At 59.5% G+C, this 16,395-nt stretch carries 18 protein-coding genes; 11 read left to right on the top strand and 7 right to left on the bottom strand.

What is annotated here, in order from left to right:
- Positions 1-8 precede the first annotated feature (8 nt).
- Positions 9-1,370: an HlyD family type I secretion periplasmic adaptor subunit gene (locus tag HU718_RS08465; RefSeq protein WP_095119047.1), complete on the top strand. Its 1,362-nt coding sequence runs from the start codon at positions 9-11 to the stop codon at positions 1,368-1,370.
- Positions 1,371-1,484: 114 nt separating this feature from the next.
- On the opposite strand, the gene HU718_RS08460 is transcribed toward HU718_RS08465, so the two are convergent.
- Positions 1,485-2,081 carry a tRNA-uridine aminocarboxypropyltransferase gene (locus tag HU718_RS08460; protein WP_186612755.1) on the bottom strand — a complete coding sequence of 199 codons (597 nt, stop codon included), beginning with the start codon at positions 2,079-2,081 and terminating at the stop codon, positions 1,485-1,487.
- An 18-nt stretch (positions 2,082-2,099) separates the two neighbouring features.
- Complete coding sequence (locus HU718_RS08455) at positions 2,100-2,993, bottom strand: LysR family transcriptional regulator (protein ID WP_007914510.1); 894 nt, start codon at positions 2,991-2,993, stop codon at positions 2,100-2,102.
- Between the two features lie 397 nt (positions 2,994-3,390).
- On the opposite strand from HU718_RS08455, the gene speB reads away from it, so the two are divergent.
- From speB to HU718_RS08425, 6 genes are all read left to right on the top strand, one after another.
- A complete protein-coding gene (gene speB / locus HU718_RS08450) occupies positions 3,391-4,341 on the top strand; it encodes an agmatinase (RefSeq protein ID WP_003222717.1) in 951 nt (316 codons plus the stop codon).
- A 10-nt stretch (positions 4,342-4,351) separates the two neighbouring features.
- On the top strand, positions 4,352-4,774 hold the full coding sequence (locus tag HU718_RS08445) for a YybH family protein (RefSeq protein WP_016985932.1): 423 nt from the start codon (positions 4,352-4,354) through the stop codon (positions 4,772-4,774).
- Between the two features lie 56 nt (positions 4,775-4,830).
- Entirely contained in the window at positions 4,831-6,333 is a 1,503-nt protein-coding gene (locus HU718_RS08440; protein WP_186612753.1) for a purine-cytosine permease family protein, read from the top strand.
- A 152-nt stretch (positions 6,334-6,485) separates the two neighbouring features.
- Positions 6,486-7,865 (top strand): sodium:solute symporter family protein, encoded by a 1,380-nt coding sequence (locus tag HU718_RS08435; protein ID WP_150708201.1) that lies wholly within the window; start codon positions 6,486-6,488, stop codon positions 7,863-7,865.
- Positions 7,866-7,951: 86 nt separating this feature from the next.
- Positions 7,952-8,677, top strand: a complete 726-nt coding sequence (locus tag HU718_RS08430) for an MBL fold metallo-hydrolase (RefSeq protein WP_186612751.1) — start codon at positions 7,952-7,954, stop codon at positions 8,675-8,677.
- A 43-nt stretch (positions 8,678-8,720) separates the two neighbouring features.
- Positions 8,721-8,969 (top strand): acyl carrier protein, encoded by a 249-nt coding sequence (locus HU718_RS08425; protein WP_150692142.1) that lies wholly within the window; start codon positions 8,721-8,723, stop codon positions 8,967-8,969.
- A 104-nt stretch (positions 8,970-9,073) separates the two neighbouring features.
- Here HU718_RS08425 and HU718_RS29800 read toward each other — a convergent pair whose 3' ends face one another.
- Positions 9,074-9,202 carry a PA1414 family protein gene (locus HU718_RS29800; RefSeq protein ID WP_007914492.1) on the bottom strand — a complete coding sequence of 43 codons (129 nt, stop codon included), beginning with the start codon at positions 9,200-9,202 and terminating at the stop codon, positions 9,074-9,076.
- 142 nt (positions 9,203-9,344) lie between these two features.
- Positions 9,345-10,238, bottom strand: coding sequence for a putrescine utilization regulator PtrR (ptrR, locus tag HU718_RS08420; protein ID WP_186612749.1), 894 nt, complete (start codon positions 10,236-10,238; stop codon positions 9,345-9,347).
- A gap of 104 nt (positions 10,239-10,342) precedes the next feature.
- Here ptrR and HU718_RS08415 point away from each other — a divergent pair, with 104 nt between their 5' ends.
- A complete protein-coding gene (locus HU718_RS08415; RefSeq protein WP_186612747.1) occupies positions 10,343-11,524 on the top strand; it encodes an MFS transporter in 1,182 nt (393 codons plus the stop codon).
- On the opposite strand, the gene HU718_RS08410 is transcribed toward HU718_RS08415, so the two are convergent.
- From HU718_RS08410 to HU718_RS08400, 3 genes are all read right to left on the bottom strand, one after another.
- Positions 11,469-12,401, bottom strand: a complete 933-nt coding sequence (locus tag HU718_RS08410) for a DMT family transporter (RefSeq protein ID WP_186612778.1) — start codon at positions 12,399-12,401, stop codon at positions 11,469-11,471. The genes HU718_RS08415 and HU718_RS08410 overlap by 56 nt on opposite strands.
- A gap of 241 nt (positions 12,402-12,642) precedes the next feature.
- Positions 12,643-13,047, bottom strand: a complete 405-nt coding sequence (locus HU718_RS08405) for a DUF2177 family protein (protein ID WP_150708195.1) — start codon at positions 13,045-13,047, stop codon at positions 12,643-12,645.
- 46 nt (positions 13,048-13,093) lie between these two features.
- The gene (locus tag HU718_RS08400; RefSeq protein ID WP_095119057.1) at positions 13,094-13,930 is read right to left on the bottom strand and encodes a CvfB family protein; all 837 of its coding nucleotides are present in this window, start codon (positions 13,928-13,930) and stop codon (positions 13,094-13,096) included.
- Positions 13,931-14,271: 341 nt separating this feature from the next.
- On the opposite strand from HU718_RS08400, the gene HU718_RS08395 reads away from it, so the two are divergent.
- From HU718_RS08395 to HU718_RS08385, 3 genes are all read left to right on the top strand, one after another.
- On the top strand, positions 14,272-14,460 hold the full coding sequence (locus tag HU718_RS08395) for a PFL_1563 family small protein (RefSeq protein WP_016985943.1): 189 nt from the start codon (positions 14,272-14,274) through the stop codon (positions 14,458-14,460).
- 207 nt (positions 14,461-14,667) lie between these two features.
- Complete coding sequence (locus tag HU718_RS08390; protein ID WP_122600180.1) at positions 14,668-15,384, top strand: TorF family putative porin; 717 nt, start codon at positions 14,668-14,670, stop codon at positions 15,382-15,384.
- Between the two features lie 78 nt (positions 15,385-15,462).
- Positions 15,463-16,332 carry a DUF6279 family lipoprotein gene (locus HU718_RS08385; protein ID WP_186612745.1) on the top strand — a complete coding sequence of 290 codons (870 nt, stop codon included), beginning with the start codon at positions 15,463-15,465 and terminating at the stop codon, positions 16,330-16,332.
- Positions 16,333-16,395 lie beyond the last annotated feature (63 nt).

The following is a 16,395-nucleotide window of genomic DNA, read 5'->3' as shown; positions in this document are numbered from 1 at the left end:
GTTACCCAATGTCTGCTTCCTCCGATAGCAAAGAGCGCGGCTACTTCGACAGTTTCGGCAAAAGCGCCGAAGCCGAATTCATGCCGGAAACTGCCGGCGCTTCCTTGCAGGATTCGCCGCGCTGGTCGCGGATCACCGTGTGGCTGGCGGCGGCGCTGCTGATCAGCGCGGTGGTCTGGGCCAAGTTCGCCGTGCTCGAAGAAGTGACCATGGGCGAAGGCAAGGCAATTCCTTCGAGCAAGATTCAGGTGATCCAGAACCTTGAGGGCGGCATCGTCACCGAAATTTTCTTTCGTGAAGGGCAGATGGTGAACAAGGGCGACACCCTGCTGCGCCTGGATGACACGCGATTTCGCTCGAACAAGGGCGAAAGCGAGGCGGATCGTTATGCGTTGACGGCGCAGGTCGAAAGGCTGTCAGCGGAGGCCGAGGGCCGGCCGTTCAAGCTCTCCGATGAAGTCATCGCCAAGGCGCCGCAAGTCGCCGAAGACGAGCGTTCGCTGTACGAACAACGTCAGCGCCGGCTGGCCAGCGAGCAGCGCACGCTCAGCGAACAACTGCGGCAGAAGACTCAGGAACTCGCCGAGTTTCGCTCCAAGCAAGGTCAGTTCAGCTCGAGTCTGGCGCTGCTGCAGCAAGAGATGAACATGTCCGAACCGCTGGTGAAAACCGGTGCGGTGTCACCCGTGGAAATCCTCCGCCTCAAGCGCAGCGCAGTGGAAATCCGCGGTTCATTGAACGCCACGACGCTGGCTATCCCCCGCGCCGAATCGGCGATTGCCGAGATCCGCAGCAAGATCGACGAGTCCGAGCAAACCTTCCGCTCCGAGGCCGCCAAAGAGCTGAATGAGAAACGCACCGATCTGTCGAAAATCACCGCGACCAGCATCGCCATCGACGACCGCGTCACCCGCACCACCGTGACCTCACCGGTGCACGGGGTGATCAAGCAATTGAAGGTCAACACCATCGGCGGCGTGGTGCAACCGGGCAGCGACATGGTTGAAATCGTGCCGTTGGAAGACAACCTGCTGATTGAGGCCAAAGTGCGGCCGCAGGATGTGGCGTTCCTGCATCCGGGCCAGAAAGCCATGGTCAAGTTCAGTGCCTACGACTACACGATCTACGGTGGACTGAGTGCCAAACTGGAGCTGATTGGTGCCGATACGATTACCGATGACAAGGGCAACAGTTTCTATCTGATTCAGGTGCGAACCGATAAAAACCATTTGGGCGGGGATGTGAAACCGTTGCTGATCATTCCGGGGATGGTGGCGACGGTGGACATTATTACCGGGGAGAAAAGCGTCTTGGATTATCTGCTCAAACCCGTGCTGAAAGCGCGGACCGAGGCGATGCGCGAGCGCTAGTCAATGATCATTCCCACGCTCCGCGTGGGAATGCCGCCCGGGACGCTCCGCGTCCCTTTGCGACTGTGACGCAGAGCGTCACTGGATGCATTCCTTTGCTGCGCGTGGGAACGATCATTTGTCGCCATGATTACGCTGAAACGTCTCCTCCCCCATCGCCGCAATCTGCCCCTCGATCAACGCCTCGAACGGCTTGAGCAACGGTTCAAATGACGCCGGCGCCTCCAGCGTCTGCAACGCCTGCACAATCGCCTCGATCGTCGACAACGCCCCCGGCCCCGGTGCCTTGCGCAAGCGATACCGCGACACCCCGCCCTCGGCCAGCGTCACTCGTGGCAGCGCCGCCAGCAGCGGATTAAGGTGCAACATCTTGCGCGCCTTGCGCCAAGTGCCATCCGGAACGACCAGTAACAGTGGTTCATCGGACTCGCCGTAAGCCTGTATCGGCTGCGCATCATCGGCGGGAAACAACAACCGCGCCCGATACCCCGGACGGTTCAACAGCGCCGACAAATCCTCGAATACCTCACCGACAATCAACTCGGCATTGCTTAACCCCAGAGCCGCCAACCGCGCGGTATTCAACGCATGATTGACCTCACTCGGATGCTGCAACAGCAACACTCGCGTGCGGCTGTCGAGGCTCGGGATCAGCGGGCACAGGCAATGGGTTTGTGGGCGCAGGCAGCGCGGGCATTGAGGTCTGGACATACTTCTTTTCCCTACAAGCTAAGCCTGATTGAGCTGTGCTTTGAGCAAATCGCGGAAGGTCTGGATCAGCGGCTCGCGGCTGCGGCCCCGGCGCATGATCATCGAAAACGGTGCCTGATAACCGAAGGTCGCCGGCAGCAACACGCGCAAATCACCCTTATCGGCCCACGCCTGAGCATAGTGCTCCGGCAAGTAACCGATGTAGGCACCGGACAGCACCAGAATCAGCTGCGCTTCCATACTTTCCACCGTCGCCGCGCTGTGTTTGAAGCCGTGGCGGGCGAGTTCCGCCTGACTCCAGTACCCACGCCCGACCATGCGTTGCTGGGTGATGACTTGCTCGGGTATGCGCCGCTCGTTGAACAACGGATGCCGGCTACTGCAATACAACCAGTGTTGTTCGCGGTACAGCGGCATGTAGATCAGACCGCTCATGCGCGTGGAGAACGCACCAATGGCCAGATCGAGACGGTTGTCCTGCACGCCGAGTTGCAATTCGTAGGGGCTCATCACCGACAGGTGCAAATGCACTGCCGGGTGTTCCTGGCTGTAGGCGCCGATGGCTTCGGCGAATGGCAAAGCCTTGTCGCTGACGGTGGAGTCGATCACCCCGAGGTTGAGCGTACCGCGCAGTTCGCCCTTGAGCGCTGCAGCGTATTGCTCGAAACCTTCGAGCTCGGCGAGCAGGCGCAGGGTTTCCTGATGGAACAGCTCGCCCTTGCTGGTCAGGCTGAACCCGCCACGCCCGCGATGGCACAGCACCAGGCCGAGCGCGGCTTCGAGCTGGCTCATGTAGGTGCTGATCGCCGAGGTCGACAGGTTGAGTTCCTGCTGTGCGTTGGCGAAACCCTGATGACGCACGACGCTGACGAAGATGCGTAATAGTTTCAGGTCGGGTAAAGCGTTGGCCATGTCTGCTCCGGGCTTTAGAGATGTGTTGCCTGATAGAACCTTCCCTCACCCCAGCCCTCTCCCGGAGGGAGAGGGAGCCGACCGCGGTGCTCTCAGGATGCGCATCGACCTGTGATATCGAGTCGAACTCAGGATTCAAAAGCCATGGAGATCGGCCCCCTCTCCCTCTGGGAGAGGGCTGGGGTGAGGGGCGGCAATGTTCAGCCAGGCAAGAATCCCAAGAGCGCAAAGTCTAATCCGCCCACCACCATTAGTTTAGAAAAATCTGAACTAAGTTTTTGCCCGTAGCGATTCTTTCCCCGCACTACATTTCGCATCATCGGCCCCACAGCGGCGTCCGAACCTGTGCTCAACGGTGCGCCGACATAAATAAAACAAAGACGATGAGGCCTTACCCGTGGACAAGATTCTTCACCAACCACTGGGCGGCAACGAAATGCCGCGCTTCGGCGGCATCGCCACCATGCTCCGACTCCCCCATGTACCGACCGCTGCCGGCCTGGACGCTGCTTTCGTAGGCGTGCCACTGGACATCGGTACTTCGCTGCGCCCCGGTACCCGCTTCGGGCCACGCGACATCCGCACCGAATCAGTGATGATCCGCCCGTACAACATGGCGACCGGCGCGGCGCCGTTCGACTCGCTGTCGGTGGCCGACATCGGTGACGTGGCGATCAACACCTTCAACCTGCTCGACGCCGTGCGCATCATCGAAGAAGCCTACGACAACATCCTCGAGCACAACGTGATCCCGATGACCCTGGGTGGCGACCACACCATCACCCTGCCGATCCTGCGGGCGATTCATAAAAAGCACGGCAAGGTCGGTCTGGTGCACATCGATGCCCACGCTGACGTCAACGATCACATGTTTGGCGAGAAGATCGCCCACGGCACCACCTTCCGTCGCGCCGTTGAAGAAGGTCTGCTGGACTGCGATCGCGTGGTGCAAATTGGTTTACGCGCCCAGGGTTACACCGCTGATGACTTCAACTGGAGCCGCGATCAAGGCTTCCGCGTGGTTCAAGCCGAAGAGTGCTGGCACAAGTCGCTGGCGCCACTGATGGCCGAAGTGCGCGAGAAAGTCGGCGGTGGTCCGGTGTACCTCAGCTTCGACATCGACGGCATCGACCCGGCCTGGGCACCGGGCACCGGCACCCCGGAAATCGGTGGTCTGACGACCATTCAGGCGATTGAAATCGTTCGCGGCTGCCAAGGCCTCGACCTGATCGGTTGCGATCTGGTAGAAGTCTCGCCCGCTTATGACACCACCGGCAACACCTCGCTGCTGGCCGCCAACCTGCTGTACGAAATGCTCTGCGTACTGCCTGGCGTGGTCCATCGCTGAGGGTCGGGTCATGAACGCACGTGATCAGGTTTTGCAAGCGGCCGCCGACCTGGTGTCCGCCTTCGCCCGTAACGATCGCGAAGCTTATTTCGGCGCGTTCAGCGCCGATGCGAGTTTCGTGTTTTACACCCTCGAACAGCCGCTGCTGTCGCGCGATGCCTATCAGGCCTTGTGGGACAACTGGCGCGCCGAGGATGGCTTCGAGGTGCTGGCGTGCACCTCAAGCAACGCCTTCGTCAGCCTGCAAGGTGACGTGGCGATTTTCATCCATGACGTGGCCACCGAGCTGCGCATGCAAGGGGAGCAACACTTCAGCCAGGAGCGCGAGACGATTGTTTTCAAGAAACAAACGTCGAGCCTAGAACAACAAGGCCATTGGCTGGCCTGCCACGAACATTTGTCCGCAATGCCGGAAGGGCTGCCATCCCCTTAGCCAAACAGGTGACACCTCACGCACGATGAGGCGCGCCTTTATGATCGGAGCAGATCATGAATAACAACAACAACGACCAAAGCCTTACGCAGATTGAAACCCACGGGGTCGAACAGATCCCGGACCACGAACGCAGCGCAGGCCCGACGGATTTGTTCCGGATGATCTTCGGTGGTTCGAATACCTTTGCCACCGCCGTGCTCGGCAGTTTCCCGGTGCTGTTCGGTCTGTCTTTTCAGGCCGGCGTCTGGGCGATTGTGCTGGGCGTGCTGCTCGGCTCGCTGATCCTCGCACCGATGGGCCTGTTCGGCCCGCTCAACGGCACCAACAATGCCGTGTCGTCCGGTGCACATTTCGGCGTGCACGGGCGGATCGTCGGTTCGTTCCTGTCGCTGTTGACCGCTATCGCGTTTTTCTCGCTCTCGGTGTGGAGTTCGGGGGATGCGCTGATCGGTGGTGCGAAACGCCTGATCGGTCTGCCGGAAACCGACCTGACTTTGGGCCTGGCCTACGGCCTGTTCGCGATTCTGGTGCTGACCGTGTGCATCTACGGCTTCCGCTTTTTGCTGTGGGTGAACAAGATCGCGGTGTGGAGCGCCAGCCTGTTATTCCTGCTGGGCCTCTTCGCCTTCGCCGGTCCTTTCGACGCGCATTACGCCGGCACCGTCAGCCTCGGTCAGCCGGGTTTCTGGGCGGCGTTCATCGGCGCTGCGCTGGTGGCGATGAGCAACCCGATTTCCTTCGGCGCGTTCCTCGGCGACTGGTCGCGCTACATCCCGCGTGACACATCGAAACAACGGATCATGGCGGCGGTGGTGCTGTCGCAGATCGCCACGTTCATCCCGTTCCTGTTCGGCCTGAGCACCGCGACCATCGTCGCGATCAAGGCACCGGACTATATCGCGGCGAACAACTATGTCGGCGGTTTGCTGGCGGTGTCGCCGAGCTGGTTCTTCCTGCCAGTGTGCCTGATTGCGGTGATCGGCGGCATGTCCACCGGCACCACCTCGCTGTATGGCACCGGGCTGGACATGTCCAGCGTGTTCCCGCGTGTTCTCTCGCGAGTGAAAGCGACGCTGCTGATCGGCGTGCTGTCGATTGCCTTCATCTTCATCGGGCGCTTTGCGGCGAACCTGGTGCAAAGCGTGTCGACCTTCGCCGTGCTGATCATCACCTGCACCACGCCGTGGATGGTGATCATGATCATCGGCTTGCTGGTGCGTCGCGGCTTCTACTGCCCGGATGACCTGCAAGTGTTCACCCGCGGCGAACAGGGCGGTCGCTACTGGTTCAGCCACGGCTGGAACTGGCGCGGTCTGGGTGCGTGGATCCCAAGCGCGGCGGTCGGCTTGTGCTTCGTCAATCTGCCGGGGCAGTTCGTTGGCCCGCTGGGTGAAATGGCCGGAGGCATCGACATCAGTTTGCCGGTGACATTGGGCCTGGCCTCGGTGGTGTACCTGACGCTGCTGAGCCTGTTCCCGGAACCGCGCGAAGTGTTCGGCCCGAAGGATGCCCGCAGCCAAATCGTGGAAAAACCTGAACTGCGCCAGGCCGCCTGACGCAGATCCCCTGTGGGAGCGAGCCTGCTCGCGAAGACTTCAGCACATTCAACATTGATGTGACTGACAGATCGCCTTCGCGAGCAGGCTCGCTCCCACAGTGAGATTCGAATTCAGCCTCACATAAAAAAGACAATCGGAGACACGCCATCATGGCTTTGGATTTATTCGTCGTCCTCATCTACGCCGCCGGCATGCTCTTGCTCGGCTACTTCGGCATGCGCAAGGCCAAGACCAACGAGGATTTTCTCGTTGCCGGCCGTAACCTCGGCCCGAGCCTGTACATGGGCACCATGGCCGCGACCGTACTCGGTGGCGCGTCCACCGTCGGCACCGTGCGTCTCGGTTACGTGCACGGCATCTCCGGTTTCTGGCTGTGCGCAGCCCTCGGTTGCGGCATCGTTGCGCTGAACCTGTTCCTCGCCAAACCGCTGCTGAAACTGAAGATCTACACCGTTACCCAGGTCCTGGAAAAACGCTACAACCCGATGGCCCGCTCGGCGAGCGCGGCAATCATGCTGGCCTACGCACTGATGATCGGCGTGACCTCGATCCTCGCGATCGGCACCGTGCTGCAAGTGCTGTTTGACCTGCCATTCTGGGTTTCGGTACTCGTCGGTGGTGGCGTGGTGGTGATCTACTCGGCGATTGGCGGCATGTGGTCGCTGACCCTGACCGACATCGTCCAGTTCATCATCAAGACCGTGGGCCTGATGTTCATCCTGTTGCCGATCTGCCTGTACCGCGTCGGCGGTTGGGACGAACTGGTGCTGAAACTGCCGGCGACCGCCTTCAGCTTCACCACCATCGGCTGGGACACGATCATCACCTACTTCATGATCTACTTCTTCGGCATCCTGATCGGTCAGGACATCTGGCAACGGGTGTTCACCGTCAAGACCGCCAAAGTCGCGCAATACGCCGGCAGCATCGCCGGCATCTACTGCATCCTCTACGGCCTGGCCTGCGCGCTGATCGGCATGGCCGCGCACGTGCTGATCCCGGATCTGGACAACGTCAACAACGCCTTCGCCGCCATCGTCAAACTGTCGCTGCCGGACGGTATCCGGGGTCTGGTGATCGCTGCGGCACTCGCTGCGATGATGTCCACCGCCAGCGCCGGCCTGCTCGCCGCTGCCACCACGCTGACTGAAGACCTGCTGCCGAAACTGCGTGGCGGCAAACAGTCGAGCCTGGGCATCAACCGTCTGTTCACCTTGCTCACCGGTATTGTCGTGCTGGGTATCGCGCTGGTGGTCAACGACGTGATAAGTGCGCTGACTCTCGCTTACAACCTGTTGGTGGGCGGCATGTTGATTCCGTTGATGGGTGCAATTTTCTGGAAACGCGCGACCACCGCCGGCGCCATCGCCAGCATGGGCCTGGGTTTTGCCACGGCGCTGCTGTTCATGTTCAAGGACGGTCTGGATGCGAACACGCCGATCTACTACAGCCTGGCTGTGGGTCTGGTGAGTTTTGTGGTGGTGAGCCTCGCCTCGCGCCGTCCTGTCTCGGTGGCTCGCGCGATCTAAGCTGAAACATAACGACTTGATGCTTTCTTCGACGAGTGTGGCGTCGGTTGCCACACTCGTTTTTTTACGCCGGGAGAAAAGTACTGATGAAGATTGTTTCTCGCGATCAGTGGTTTGAGGTGCAGCACCTGAGCGATGGCATCCGGCTGATTCATGAGCCGTATATTCGACCGTTCTACCGCTGCAATCTGTGGCACGTTCAGGGTCGCGACAAAGACTTGCTGCTCGATAGCGGATCGGGGCTGGTCAGCCTGCGCGAGCAGTTGCCATGGATTACCGAGCGCCCATTGGTGGCGGTCGCCAGTCATTGCCATTTCGACCATATCGCCGGCCATCATGAATTCGCCGAACGACTGGTGCATCGCGCCGAAGCGGACATCCTTGCGGCGCCGGATGGCGAGAATGATTTGAGCCGCGCGTTTGTCGGCGATGACATGTTCGAGGCGCACCCGGACTGCCCGTTGTGCTACGCCGAATACCGGGTCAAAGCCGCGCCGGCGACCGGGTTTATCGAGGACGGCGATGTGCTCGATCTGGGCAATCGCACGCTGCAAGTGCTGCACACACCGGGGCATTCGCCGGGCGGCATCAGCCTGTATGAAGCGGCGACTGAGACGCTGTTCAGTGGCGACATCATCTACGACGGGCCGCTGATCGAAGACGCCTACCACTCCAATCTTGAGGATTACGCCAGCAGTCTGCGGCGTTTGCAGGCGTTGCCGATCCGCACGGTGCATGGCGGGCATTTCGGCAGTTTTTCCGGGGAGCATTTGCGCTCGATGATTGACGAGTGGTTGCGCGGCCACGCCTGAGGCCTGCTTCACTCAAGCACAACAACAATCAGAAAAATCTGCCATGAGAAGAGCTGCCGTGCGTGCCGCCGTGCACCGATATATCCGGCGTCTGCTGGAAACCCGCGAATTCAACGACAACACCAGCTTGGCCCAACTAGGCCTGGAGAAAGCCGATATCGAAGATCTGATCTTTCATCTGGAAGATGAATTCGGACTGACGGCGTTCACCGCCGAGGAAGACCGCATGCTCAAGACCGCGAAGACCGCGAACGACTTGAGCCGGTTTTTGCTTGAGATCGGCCGTCATTAAAAGCAAAAGATCGCAGCCTTCGGCAGCTCCTACATTAATCCGTGTAGGAGTTGCCGAAGGCTGCGATCTCTTGATCTTGAATCCTTGATCTCGGATCGGGGGCGTTACCGGCGCCGTTGTTGACGGCGGCGCTGCTCATCATCGGTGCGGATCGGTACAGGTTGCAGAGGCGGTTCGATCAAACCGAGGGCAACACCCAAATCGTGCAGCCAGTTTTGAATTTTCTCTTTCATCGTCATGCCCCCTTCAGGGTGGTGCAGAGCGGCCGGAATTCTGAGGTCGCTTCGCACTGATAATAGTCCGAAGTCCTACGTAATGCTCGGCCAAATCCGCAATGATCTGTTACTGAATTGAACAGAATAGGCCGCCATTGGTTCAGGCTGTTTCCCGGGTTTCGATCTGAGCCGCAGGATAGACGGCCTGCTGAACCTCGATCCAGGCATTGAGGTTGGCGCCGAGCATGCCCTTGCGCCACATGAGCCATGTTGTCGCAGCCGCGAATGGCTCGGCCAACGGATGCACCGCGACGCTATCGCGTCCCGGCAGACTGGCCAGCATCGATTCCGACATCAGGGCCACGCCACTGCCGGCAATCACGCAGGCGAGCATGCCTTGATACGACTCGATCTCCATCGCCCGGCCCATGGTCGCTTGATAGTGCGAAAACCAGGCTTCCAGACGCATGCGATAGGAACAGCCGCGACGAAAGGTGAACACCGAGCGCCCTTCGACATCGCGGGCACTGCGTACCGGCGGATGATCGATTTCAGTGATCAGCACCAGCCGCTCTTCGCACAACGGTACGCCGTCGAGCCCGGCCAGTTCCAGCGGTCCATCGACCAACGCGGCATCAAGACGACCGGTGAGCAAACCTTCCAGTAACTCCCCGCTGGGCGCCGACTGCACCTGCAGATTCACCGCCGGATACTGCTTGTGATACTGCGCCAGCAGTGCCGGCAGATGGATCGCCGCCGTGCTGTACATGGTGCCCATCACAAAGTCCCCCGCCGGCTGCCCGCCCATCACCGCCGCACTGGCCTGATCGCGCAAGGCGAACAGTTTGCCGGTGTAGTCCAGCAGGACTTTTCCCGCAGGCGACAGTTGCAAACGCTGACGCTCACGAACGAAAAGCTCGACACCGAGTTGCTCTTCCAGCTGTTTGAGCCGCGTCGACAGGTTCGACGGCACTCGGTGCAAGCGTTCGGCTGCGCGGGTGATTGACCCTTCTTCGGCGACGGCCTGAAAGATCCGCAATTGGCTGAACTCCACAACCTTTCTCCACAACAGAACAAGTTACTCACTATTATTCAATTTTAAAGAAAGTCAATCAGTCCTAGCCTGACGGTCATTGATCCTTCCAAGGAATCCCGACCATGTCGCCCCTGATTCGCTTATCCGCTTGCTTCGTTGCCCTGATGATGGCCATGGGCATCGGGCGTTTCGCCCTCACCCCGCAAATGCCGCACCTGCTCAGCGAAGGCCAGATCGACCTGACGGCCGCCGGTCTGATTGCGGCGGCCAACTACCTCGGCTACTTGCTCGGCGCGGTGGACGCGATGTTTGCGCATCGCCCGCAGCAGGTTCAGCGGCGCCTGCATGGCGGCCTGTGGTTGTGCGTGCTGCTGACGCTGGCGTCGTTCTGGGCCAATGGCTTCTGGTCGCACTTGCTGCTGCGCTTCGGCACCGGGGTGGCGAGTGCCTGGGTGCTGGTGATGATCACTTCGTTGAGTCAACCATTGGCGGCAGCAGCAGGTCGTCCGAGATTAGGCGCACTGGTGTTTGCCGGACCGGGGTTGGGGATCTTTCTGACAGGGTTGTTGGCGCTGGTCTCACATCTGCTGAATCAGACGTCCGCAACGTTGTGGCTGATTTATGCAGCGGCTGCGTTGGTGATGATGCTGGGGGTCTGGCGACTGCTGCCAACGCCGGTCGCAACGGCGACGATGGTTGCAGCGCCAGTCAGTCCATCGAATCGGGGCATCGGACGGCTGGCCTTGATTTATGCGCTTTACGGCGTTGGGTACATCATTCCGGCGACCTTCCTGTCGCAAATGGCCAATGCGCAGTTCCACGGGCAGTGGCAGGCCGATTTGTTCTGGCCGTGCTTTGGTTTGAGTGCAGCGATCGGTGTGGTGCTGGTGAGCTTGCGTCGGCATGATCCTGAAACTACACGGCACTGGTTGATGGCGACTTTGTGCCTGCAAGCGGCCGGTGTGTTCGCTTGCCTGCTGGGCAGCGGCATTGGCCTCGCGCTGGGAGTGATCCTGTGCGGCACGCCATTCCTCGCCTGCATGCAACTGGTCATGCAGCGCTCGCGGGAATTGGCGCCGCACGCCACCCAGCGCAACGCCGGGATGCTGACCGCCTGCTTTGCCGTCGGCCAACTCAGCGGCCCGTTGCTGGCGGCGCTGAGCAGCCATTTCAGCGGCGGCCTGCATCTGGCACTGGTAATCGCCGGCAGCGGCTTGCTGATCGCTGGCGGCCTGGCGATGCAGTCGACTAGCGCTGGCCCAGCGCCCTGCGCAAACGCCGACGCAGCCACTGCTCGGCGCTGACAAAAGTGATACCGAGCAACACCAGCACGGCGCCGATGACGAAGTTCACGCTCAATTGTTCGCCGAGCAGCAGCACGCCGAAGGTCACGCCGAACAACGGCGTCATGAACGAAAACACCGCAAGGTTGGCTGCCAGATACCGACGCAGCAGCCAGAACCAGATCAGGTAACTGAAGAACGACACCACCAGGCCCTGGAACAGCACACTAGCCACCGCCACAGTGGTCAGGCTGACGTGGGTGATCTGACCGCTGAACAGCGCGATCAAGAGCAGGCCGAGGAAACCGACGATCAACTGATAGAACAGGGTCAGCGTCACCGGTGCTTCCGACAGACGCGAGGCGCGCACCACCACGGTGGTCGCGCCCCAACAGGCACCGGCCAGCACGCCAAAGGCATCGCCGAGCAGCATGCGCCGGTCAAGGTTGTCCCACGACACGCCGCCGGCGAAAGCAATTGCAATGCCGATGAACGCGAGCAGAATACCCAGCCATTGCAACGGTCGCAGGCGCTCACTGGCCAGCAGAAAATGCACGCCCAGCGCGGTGAAAATCGGCGCGGTGTAGAGGAACACCGACATATGTGCGGCGGTGGTCAGTTGCAAGCCTTCGGCGATGAAGAAGAACTCCAGACCGAACAGCGCACCGGCCAGCAAGCCACCGCGCCAGGTGTTGCCGACCTGATCCCAACCGCCCTTCCAGCAGATCAGCAAGCCGACCAGCAACGCAGAAATCCCCGAGCGCGCTGCCGCTTGCATCACCGGGGCAATGTCCGGCGCCGCCCACTTGATCATCACCTGCTGCACGCCCCAGATCAGGCAGAGGCCGATCATCACTTGCAGGGCAAAACTGTCGGCACTGCGCCGCTCGACAATCACCGCAGCACCTCGAACACACAAAACATGGCAGGCCATCCAATGCTCAGAAAATAGTGCCGGGGATTATCAATCAGTCAGAGGGAAAAAGCCGTCTGGAAAAGACATTTTGTGCTTCAGTGGCGTCAGGGGTGAATGGCTGTCGGCTACGCCGCCATTCGCGAGCAGGCTCGCTCCCACTTTGGCGTGCGTTCCCCTGTGGGAGCGAGCCTGCTCGCGAAGGGGCCGGCACTGCCAACACACATTACCGAGCAGACTTGCCAAACCGCCTCGCCAGCAAAAACCCAACGCTACAAGCCACAGCAGTAGCAAACGTCCCCCACGCCCAATCCATCAACGTCACCTGCACCGACCAGCCGCGCAACGTCGCCCAATTGGTCAGGTCATACGTGCCGTAAGCTATCAGCCCTAACAATGCGCCCCGCTTCGCCGCCCATTGCCATGTCACGGCCGGCAGCACCACAAACACCACGCAGCCAAAAACATACAGGCAATAAAAAACCGCTGCCGGAACCAGCAGCGGTTTTTCGAGCATCAGCGAACCGAGCAGTTCGCGATAGGTCGGCGCCATCAACAGGCCGAGCCAGATACCGTCGAGCAGCAGAAACGTCACCAGCGTGGCAACGTAGGCAATCAGCGCTTTGTTCATCGACCCGACCTCGTGTGTGCCCCATGCAACATGGGCCACCCAAGGCTCAGGTTAGTTCAATGCGATCGGCGTGAATAACGATCTTGCCTTCCTTGTACAGCGCACCAATGGCCTTCTTGAAGTTGCCTTTGCTGACGCCGAACAGGCTGCTGATCAACGCCGGATCGCTCTTGTCGCTGACCGGCAGCGTACCGCTGTTGTCGCGCAACTTGGCGAGGATCTTCGAGTTCAGGCTGCTCGCTGCTTCCTGGCCAACCGGCTGCAGGCTCAGGGCGATCTTGCCGTCGGCACGGACTTCCTTGATGTAGCCCTTCTCGATCATGCCGGCGCGCATGAACTTGAAGATTTCGTTCTTGTGGATCAAACCCCAGTGCTTGTTGTTGATGATCGCCTTGAAACCCATGTCGGTGGCTTCGGCAACCAGCAGATCGACTTCCTGGCCCGGGCTGTAGTTGGCCGGGGTCTTGTCGAGGTAGCGATCCAGACGCGCAGTGGCGGTGATGCGGCGGGTGTGCTTGTCGAGGTAGACATGCACCACGCAGTATTCGCCGGCGGTCATCTGGCGCTTTTCTTCGGAATACGGCAGCAACAGATCCTTTGGCAGCCCCCAATCGAGGAACACACCGATGCTGTTGACTTCAACGACTTTCAGACTGGCAAATTCACCCACCTGAACTTTTGGTTTTTCCGTGGTAGCGAGAAGTTTGTCTTCGCTGTCCAGATAAACAAATACGTTGAGCCAATCTTCATCTTCGGTAGGAATATCTTTCGGGATATAACGATTAGGCAAAAGAATCTCGCCGTCGGCACCGCCATCCAGATATAAACCGAAGTTAGTGTGTTTAACCACTTGCAAACTGTTGTAACGCCCGACTAAAGCCATTTTCCGAAACCCTCATTGCGTGGGCGGCATTCTACCCGTTTTTGGCGTGGCCGTCGGGCGGCAGATCCGCACGCGTCGGAATTCTGCGCAACGCTTTGATTTTCCTTATGTGCGGCTGTGCTGAGGTGCCGCTCGTCTGGCAGGCAGCACCGCTCGCGGTTGAGTATTTGAATGCCGCTCAGCCCAAATGTTCTTATTTAAAACAGCAGGTTAGCCGGATATATCGAATATTCAATCGAGAATAATGCAGCACTGCGCTGGGTTATTCCGGGGGATATTTACCAAGCAATTGTCAAGTTATTCCTGTACGATGCCTGGCCGAGTTACTTTTCTACAGGTTAATGGCCGCCATGCGTGTAAAAGCATCCACCAGCAAAGCAAAGCCAGCTCCAGCCGTTGAAACCAGCGAATCGATCAACGATCAGATCGCAGCGTTCCTCAAGTCTGGCGGCGAGATTCAGCAAATTGCCAAAGGCGTCAGTGGCCAGACATTCGGCCCGTCCAAGCAGATCAGCCTGGGCAAGAAGTAATACCCGGTTTTACACCCGTCCAGAGGCGCTTTGAGCTTCGAAGCGTCTGGACTGGCACCGCGCAACATCCCTCCCGCTTTAAACAAAAATCCTTGTAAATCGACGAACGGCCTTCAATGCCGAGCATTCGCCGGTATCCTTGCACGCGTCTAGATCAAGCGTTTCAGCAGGCCCGCCGCCCTGCCCTCGCTGTTCATGGAGTGACGCATGCGCAGAACATCCTGTTTATTACTCGTAGGCCTTTTGGCCAGTGCGACCGCGCACGCGCAGATTTTCCAGCGTGAACTCGGCGACTTCGACCTCAAACTCGGCACCACGCCCACACGTAGCATGGCTCAGGGCCTGGTCAAACCAGCGGCAGTCGGTTCTTTTCACGGCGGCCTCGACCTTAGCCACGACAGCGGCCTCTATGTCGGCCAGTACGCACCGAGTATGGGCATCAGCCCAGGCAAGAACCTCGAGATCGATTCCTACGTCGGCTTTAAACAGCCTTTCGATCAGACCCTCGGCTACGAAGTCGGCATGATCCACTACAGCTATCCCAAGGTAGATACCCTCGACAGCCAAGAGCTGTTCGGTGGCCTGACCTTGCTCGGCAGTCGTTTTGGCGTGGCCTTCAGCAACGACCCGGACAAACAGAACAACACCTTGTTTGCCGATCTTGGCGGCAACCAGCCATTCGGCATCGGCGTCAGCATGAAATACACCACCCACCAACTGAACACGCCCGTCGCCGTGGACGGTGGTTATGTCAGCAGTTTTACCGATTGGTCAGTGAAATTGTCCCGGCCGTTCATGGGCGTCGATCTCGATCTGATCTACAGCAACTCCAGTCTCAGCGGCAGCGATTGTTCGGCCTACTCCGGGCACAACAGCGAGTGCGACGGCCTTGTCACCCTCAAGGCTGCGCGCGCGTTCTATTGATCGGCTGAACTGCCGGGTTCATTCTGCGTTCACATAGGAATCAGTCCCTCGAAGCCAGGCTCACGCAAGGATTCGCCCATGTCTCGCTGGTTCAAACACATCGCCACGCTACTGATCTTTACCCTCGCCCTCGGCGCCTGCAGCCGTGTCGGCCTGGCGTACCGCAATCTCGACGTCATTATTCCGTGGACGCTCGGCGATTACCTGGACATGAACGGCGAGCAGAAAGACTGGTTCAACGAACGGCTCAAGGATCACTTGAACTGGCATTGCACCACGCAACTGCCGGGTTATCTGGATTGGCTCGATCGTCTACAGACAATGGTCGAGACCAATCAGATCACCGATGCCGCGTTGCAGGCGCGCACTACGGAAGCCAAGCAGGCCATTGCCGAAACCGCTCGAGAGATCACCCCGTCGGCGATCGAGTTGCTGCAAGGGCTGGATGACAAACAGGTCGCCGAGATGAATGACGCGTTTGCCAAGGATCTGCGCAAGCGTCAGCAGGAATACCTCAAACCACCGCTTGATCAGCAAATCGCCGAGCGTGGCGCGCGAATGGTTAAACGCTTGAATGACTGGCTCGGGCCATTGAGCGCCACTCAAGAACAGCGGGTCATGGCCTGGTCGGCCGCGTTGGGCGATCAGTACACCCAATGGATCGCCAACCGCGCCCATTGGCAGAAGCAATTCAGTGCCGCCGTCGCACAACGCAAAAGTCCCGAATTCCCACAGAGAATCGAGACGCTTCTGGTCAATCGCGAGAGTTTATGGACAGCGGATTACCGTAAGGCTTTCGCCGATACTGAAGCGCAGGGACGCTCGCTGGCGGTGGACTTGATGGCCGAAAGTACACCGCAACAGCGTCAGCGGTTGTTGAAGAAGATCGAAGGGGTGCGCAAAGACTTCAACGACCTCAAATGCCTCAAGGCCGCGCAAAAAATCTGAACAAAACGAAGATCAATGTGGGAGCGAGCCTGCTCGCGAATACGGTCTGTCAGTGACATTTGA

This window comes from Pseudomonas tensinigenes (assembly GCF_014268445.2).
Classification (GTDB): Bacteria; Pseudomonadota; Gammaproteobacteria; order Pseudomonadales; family Pseudomonadaceae; genus Aquipseudomonas; species Aquipseudomonas tensinigenes.
This window is presented reverse-complemented; position numbering and strand designations above follow the sequence as displayed.

Coding starts and splice junctions, on each gene's coding strand:
- HU718_RS08455 (WP_007914510.1), bottom strand. CDS start 2,993: ATGGCCAACGCTTTACCCGACCTGAAACTATTACGCATCTTCGTCAGC.
- HU718_RS08385 (WP_186612745.1), top strand. CDS start 15,463: ATGTCTCGCTGGTTCAAACACATCGCCACGCTACTGATCTTTACCCTC.
- HU718_RS08415 (WP_186612747.1), top strand. CDS start 10,343: ATGTCGCCCCTGATTCGCTTATCCGCTTGCTTCGTTGCCCTGATGATG.
- HU718_RS08405 (WP_150708195.1), bottom strand. CDS start 13,047: ATGAACAAAGCGCTGATTGCCTACGTTGCCACGCTGGTGACGTTTCTG.
- HU718_RS29800 (WP_007914492.1), bottom strand. CDS start 9,202: ATGAAAGAGAAAATTCAAAACTGGCTGCACGATTTGGGTGTTGCCCTC.
- HU718_RS08460 (WP_186612755.1), bottom strand. CDS start 2,081: ATGTCCAGACCTCAATGCCCGCGCTGCCTGCGCCCACAAACCCATTGC.
- HU718_RS08435 (WP_150708201.1), top strand. CDS start 6,486: ATGGCTTTGGATTTATTCGTCGTCCTCATCTACGCCGCCGGCATGCTC.
- HU718_RS08390 (WP_122600180.1), top strand. CDS start 14,668: ATGCGCAGAACATCCTGTTTATTACTCGTAGGCCTTTTGGCCAGTGCG.
- HU718_RS08445 (WP_016985932.1), top strand. CDS start 4,352: ATGAACGCACGTGATCAGGTTTTGCAAGCGGCCGCCGACCTGGTGTCC.
- HU718_RS08430 (WP_186612751.1), top strand. CDS start 7,952: ATGAAGATTGTTTCTCGCGATCAGTGGTTTGAGGTGCAGCACCTGAGC.
- HU718_RS08395 (WP_016985943.1), top strand. CDS start 14,272: ATGGCCGCCATGCGTGTAAAAGCATCCACCAGCAAAGCAAAGCCAGCT.
- HU718_RS08465 (WP_095119047.1), top strand. CDS start 9: ATGTCTGCTTCCTCCGATAGCAAAGAGCGCGGCTACTTCGACAGTTTC.
- HU718_RS08400 (WP_095119057.1), bottom strand. CDS start 13,930: ATGGCTTTAGTCGGGCGTTACAACAGTTTGCAAGTGGTTAAACACACT.
- HU718_RS08425 (WP_150692142.1), top strand. CDS start 8,721: ATGAGAAGAGCTGCCGTGCGTGCCGCCGTGCACCGATATATCCGGCGT.
- HU718_RS08440 (WP_186612753.1), top strand. CDS start 4,831: ATGAATAACAACAACAACGACCAAAGCCTTACGCAGATTGAAACCCAC.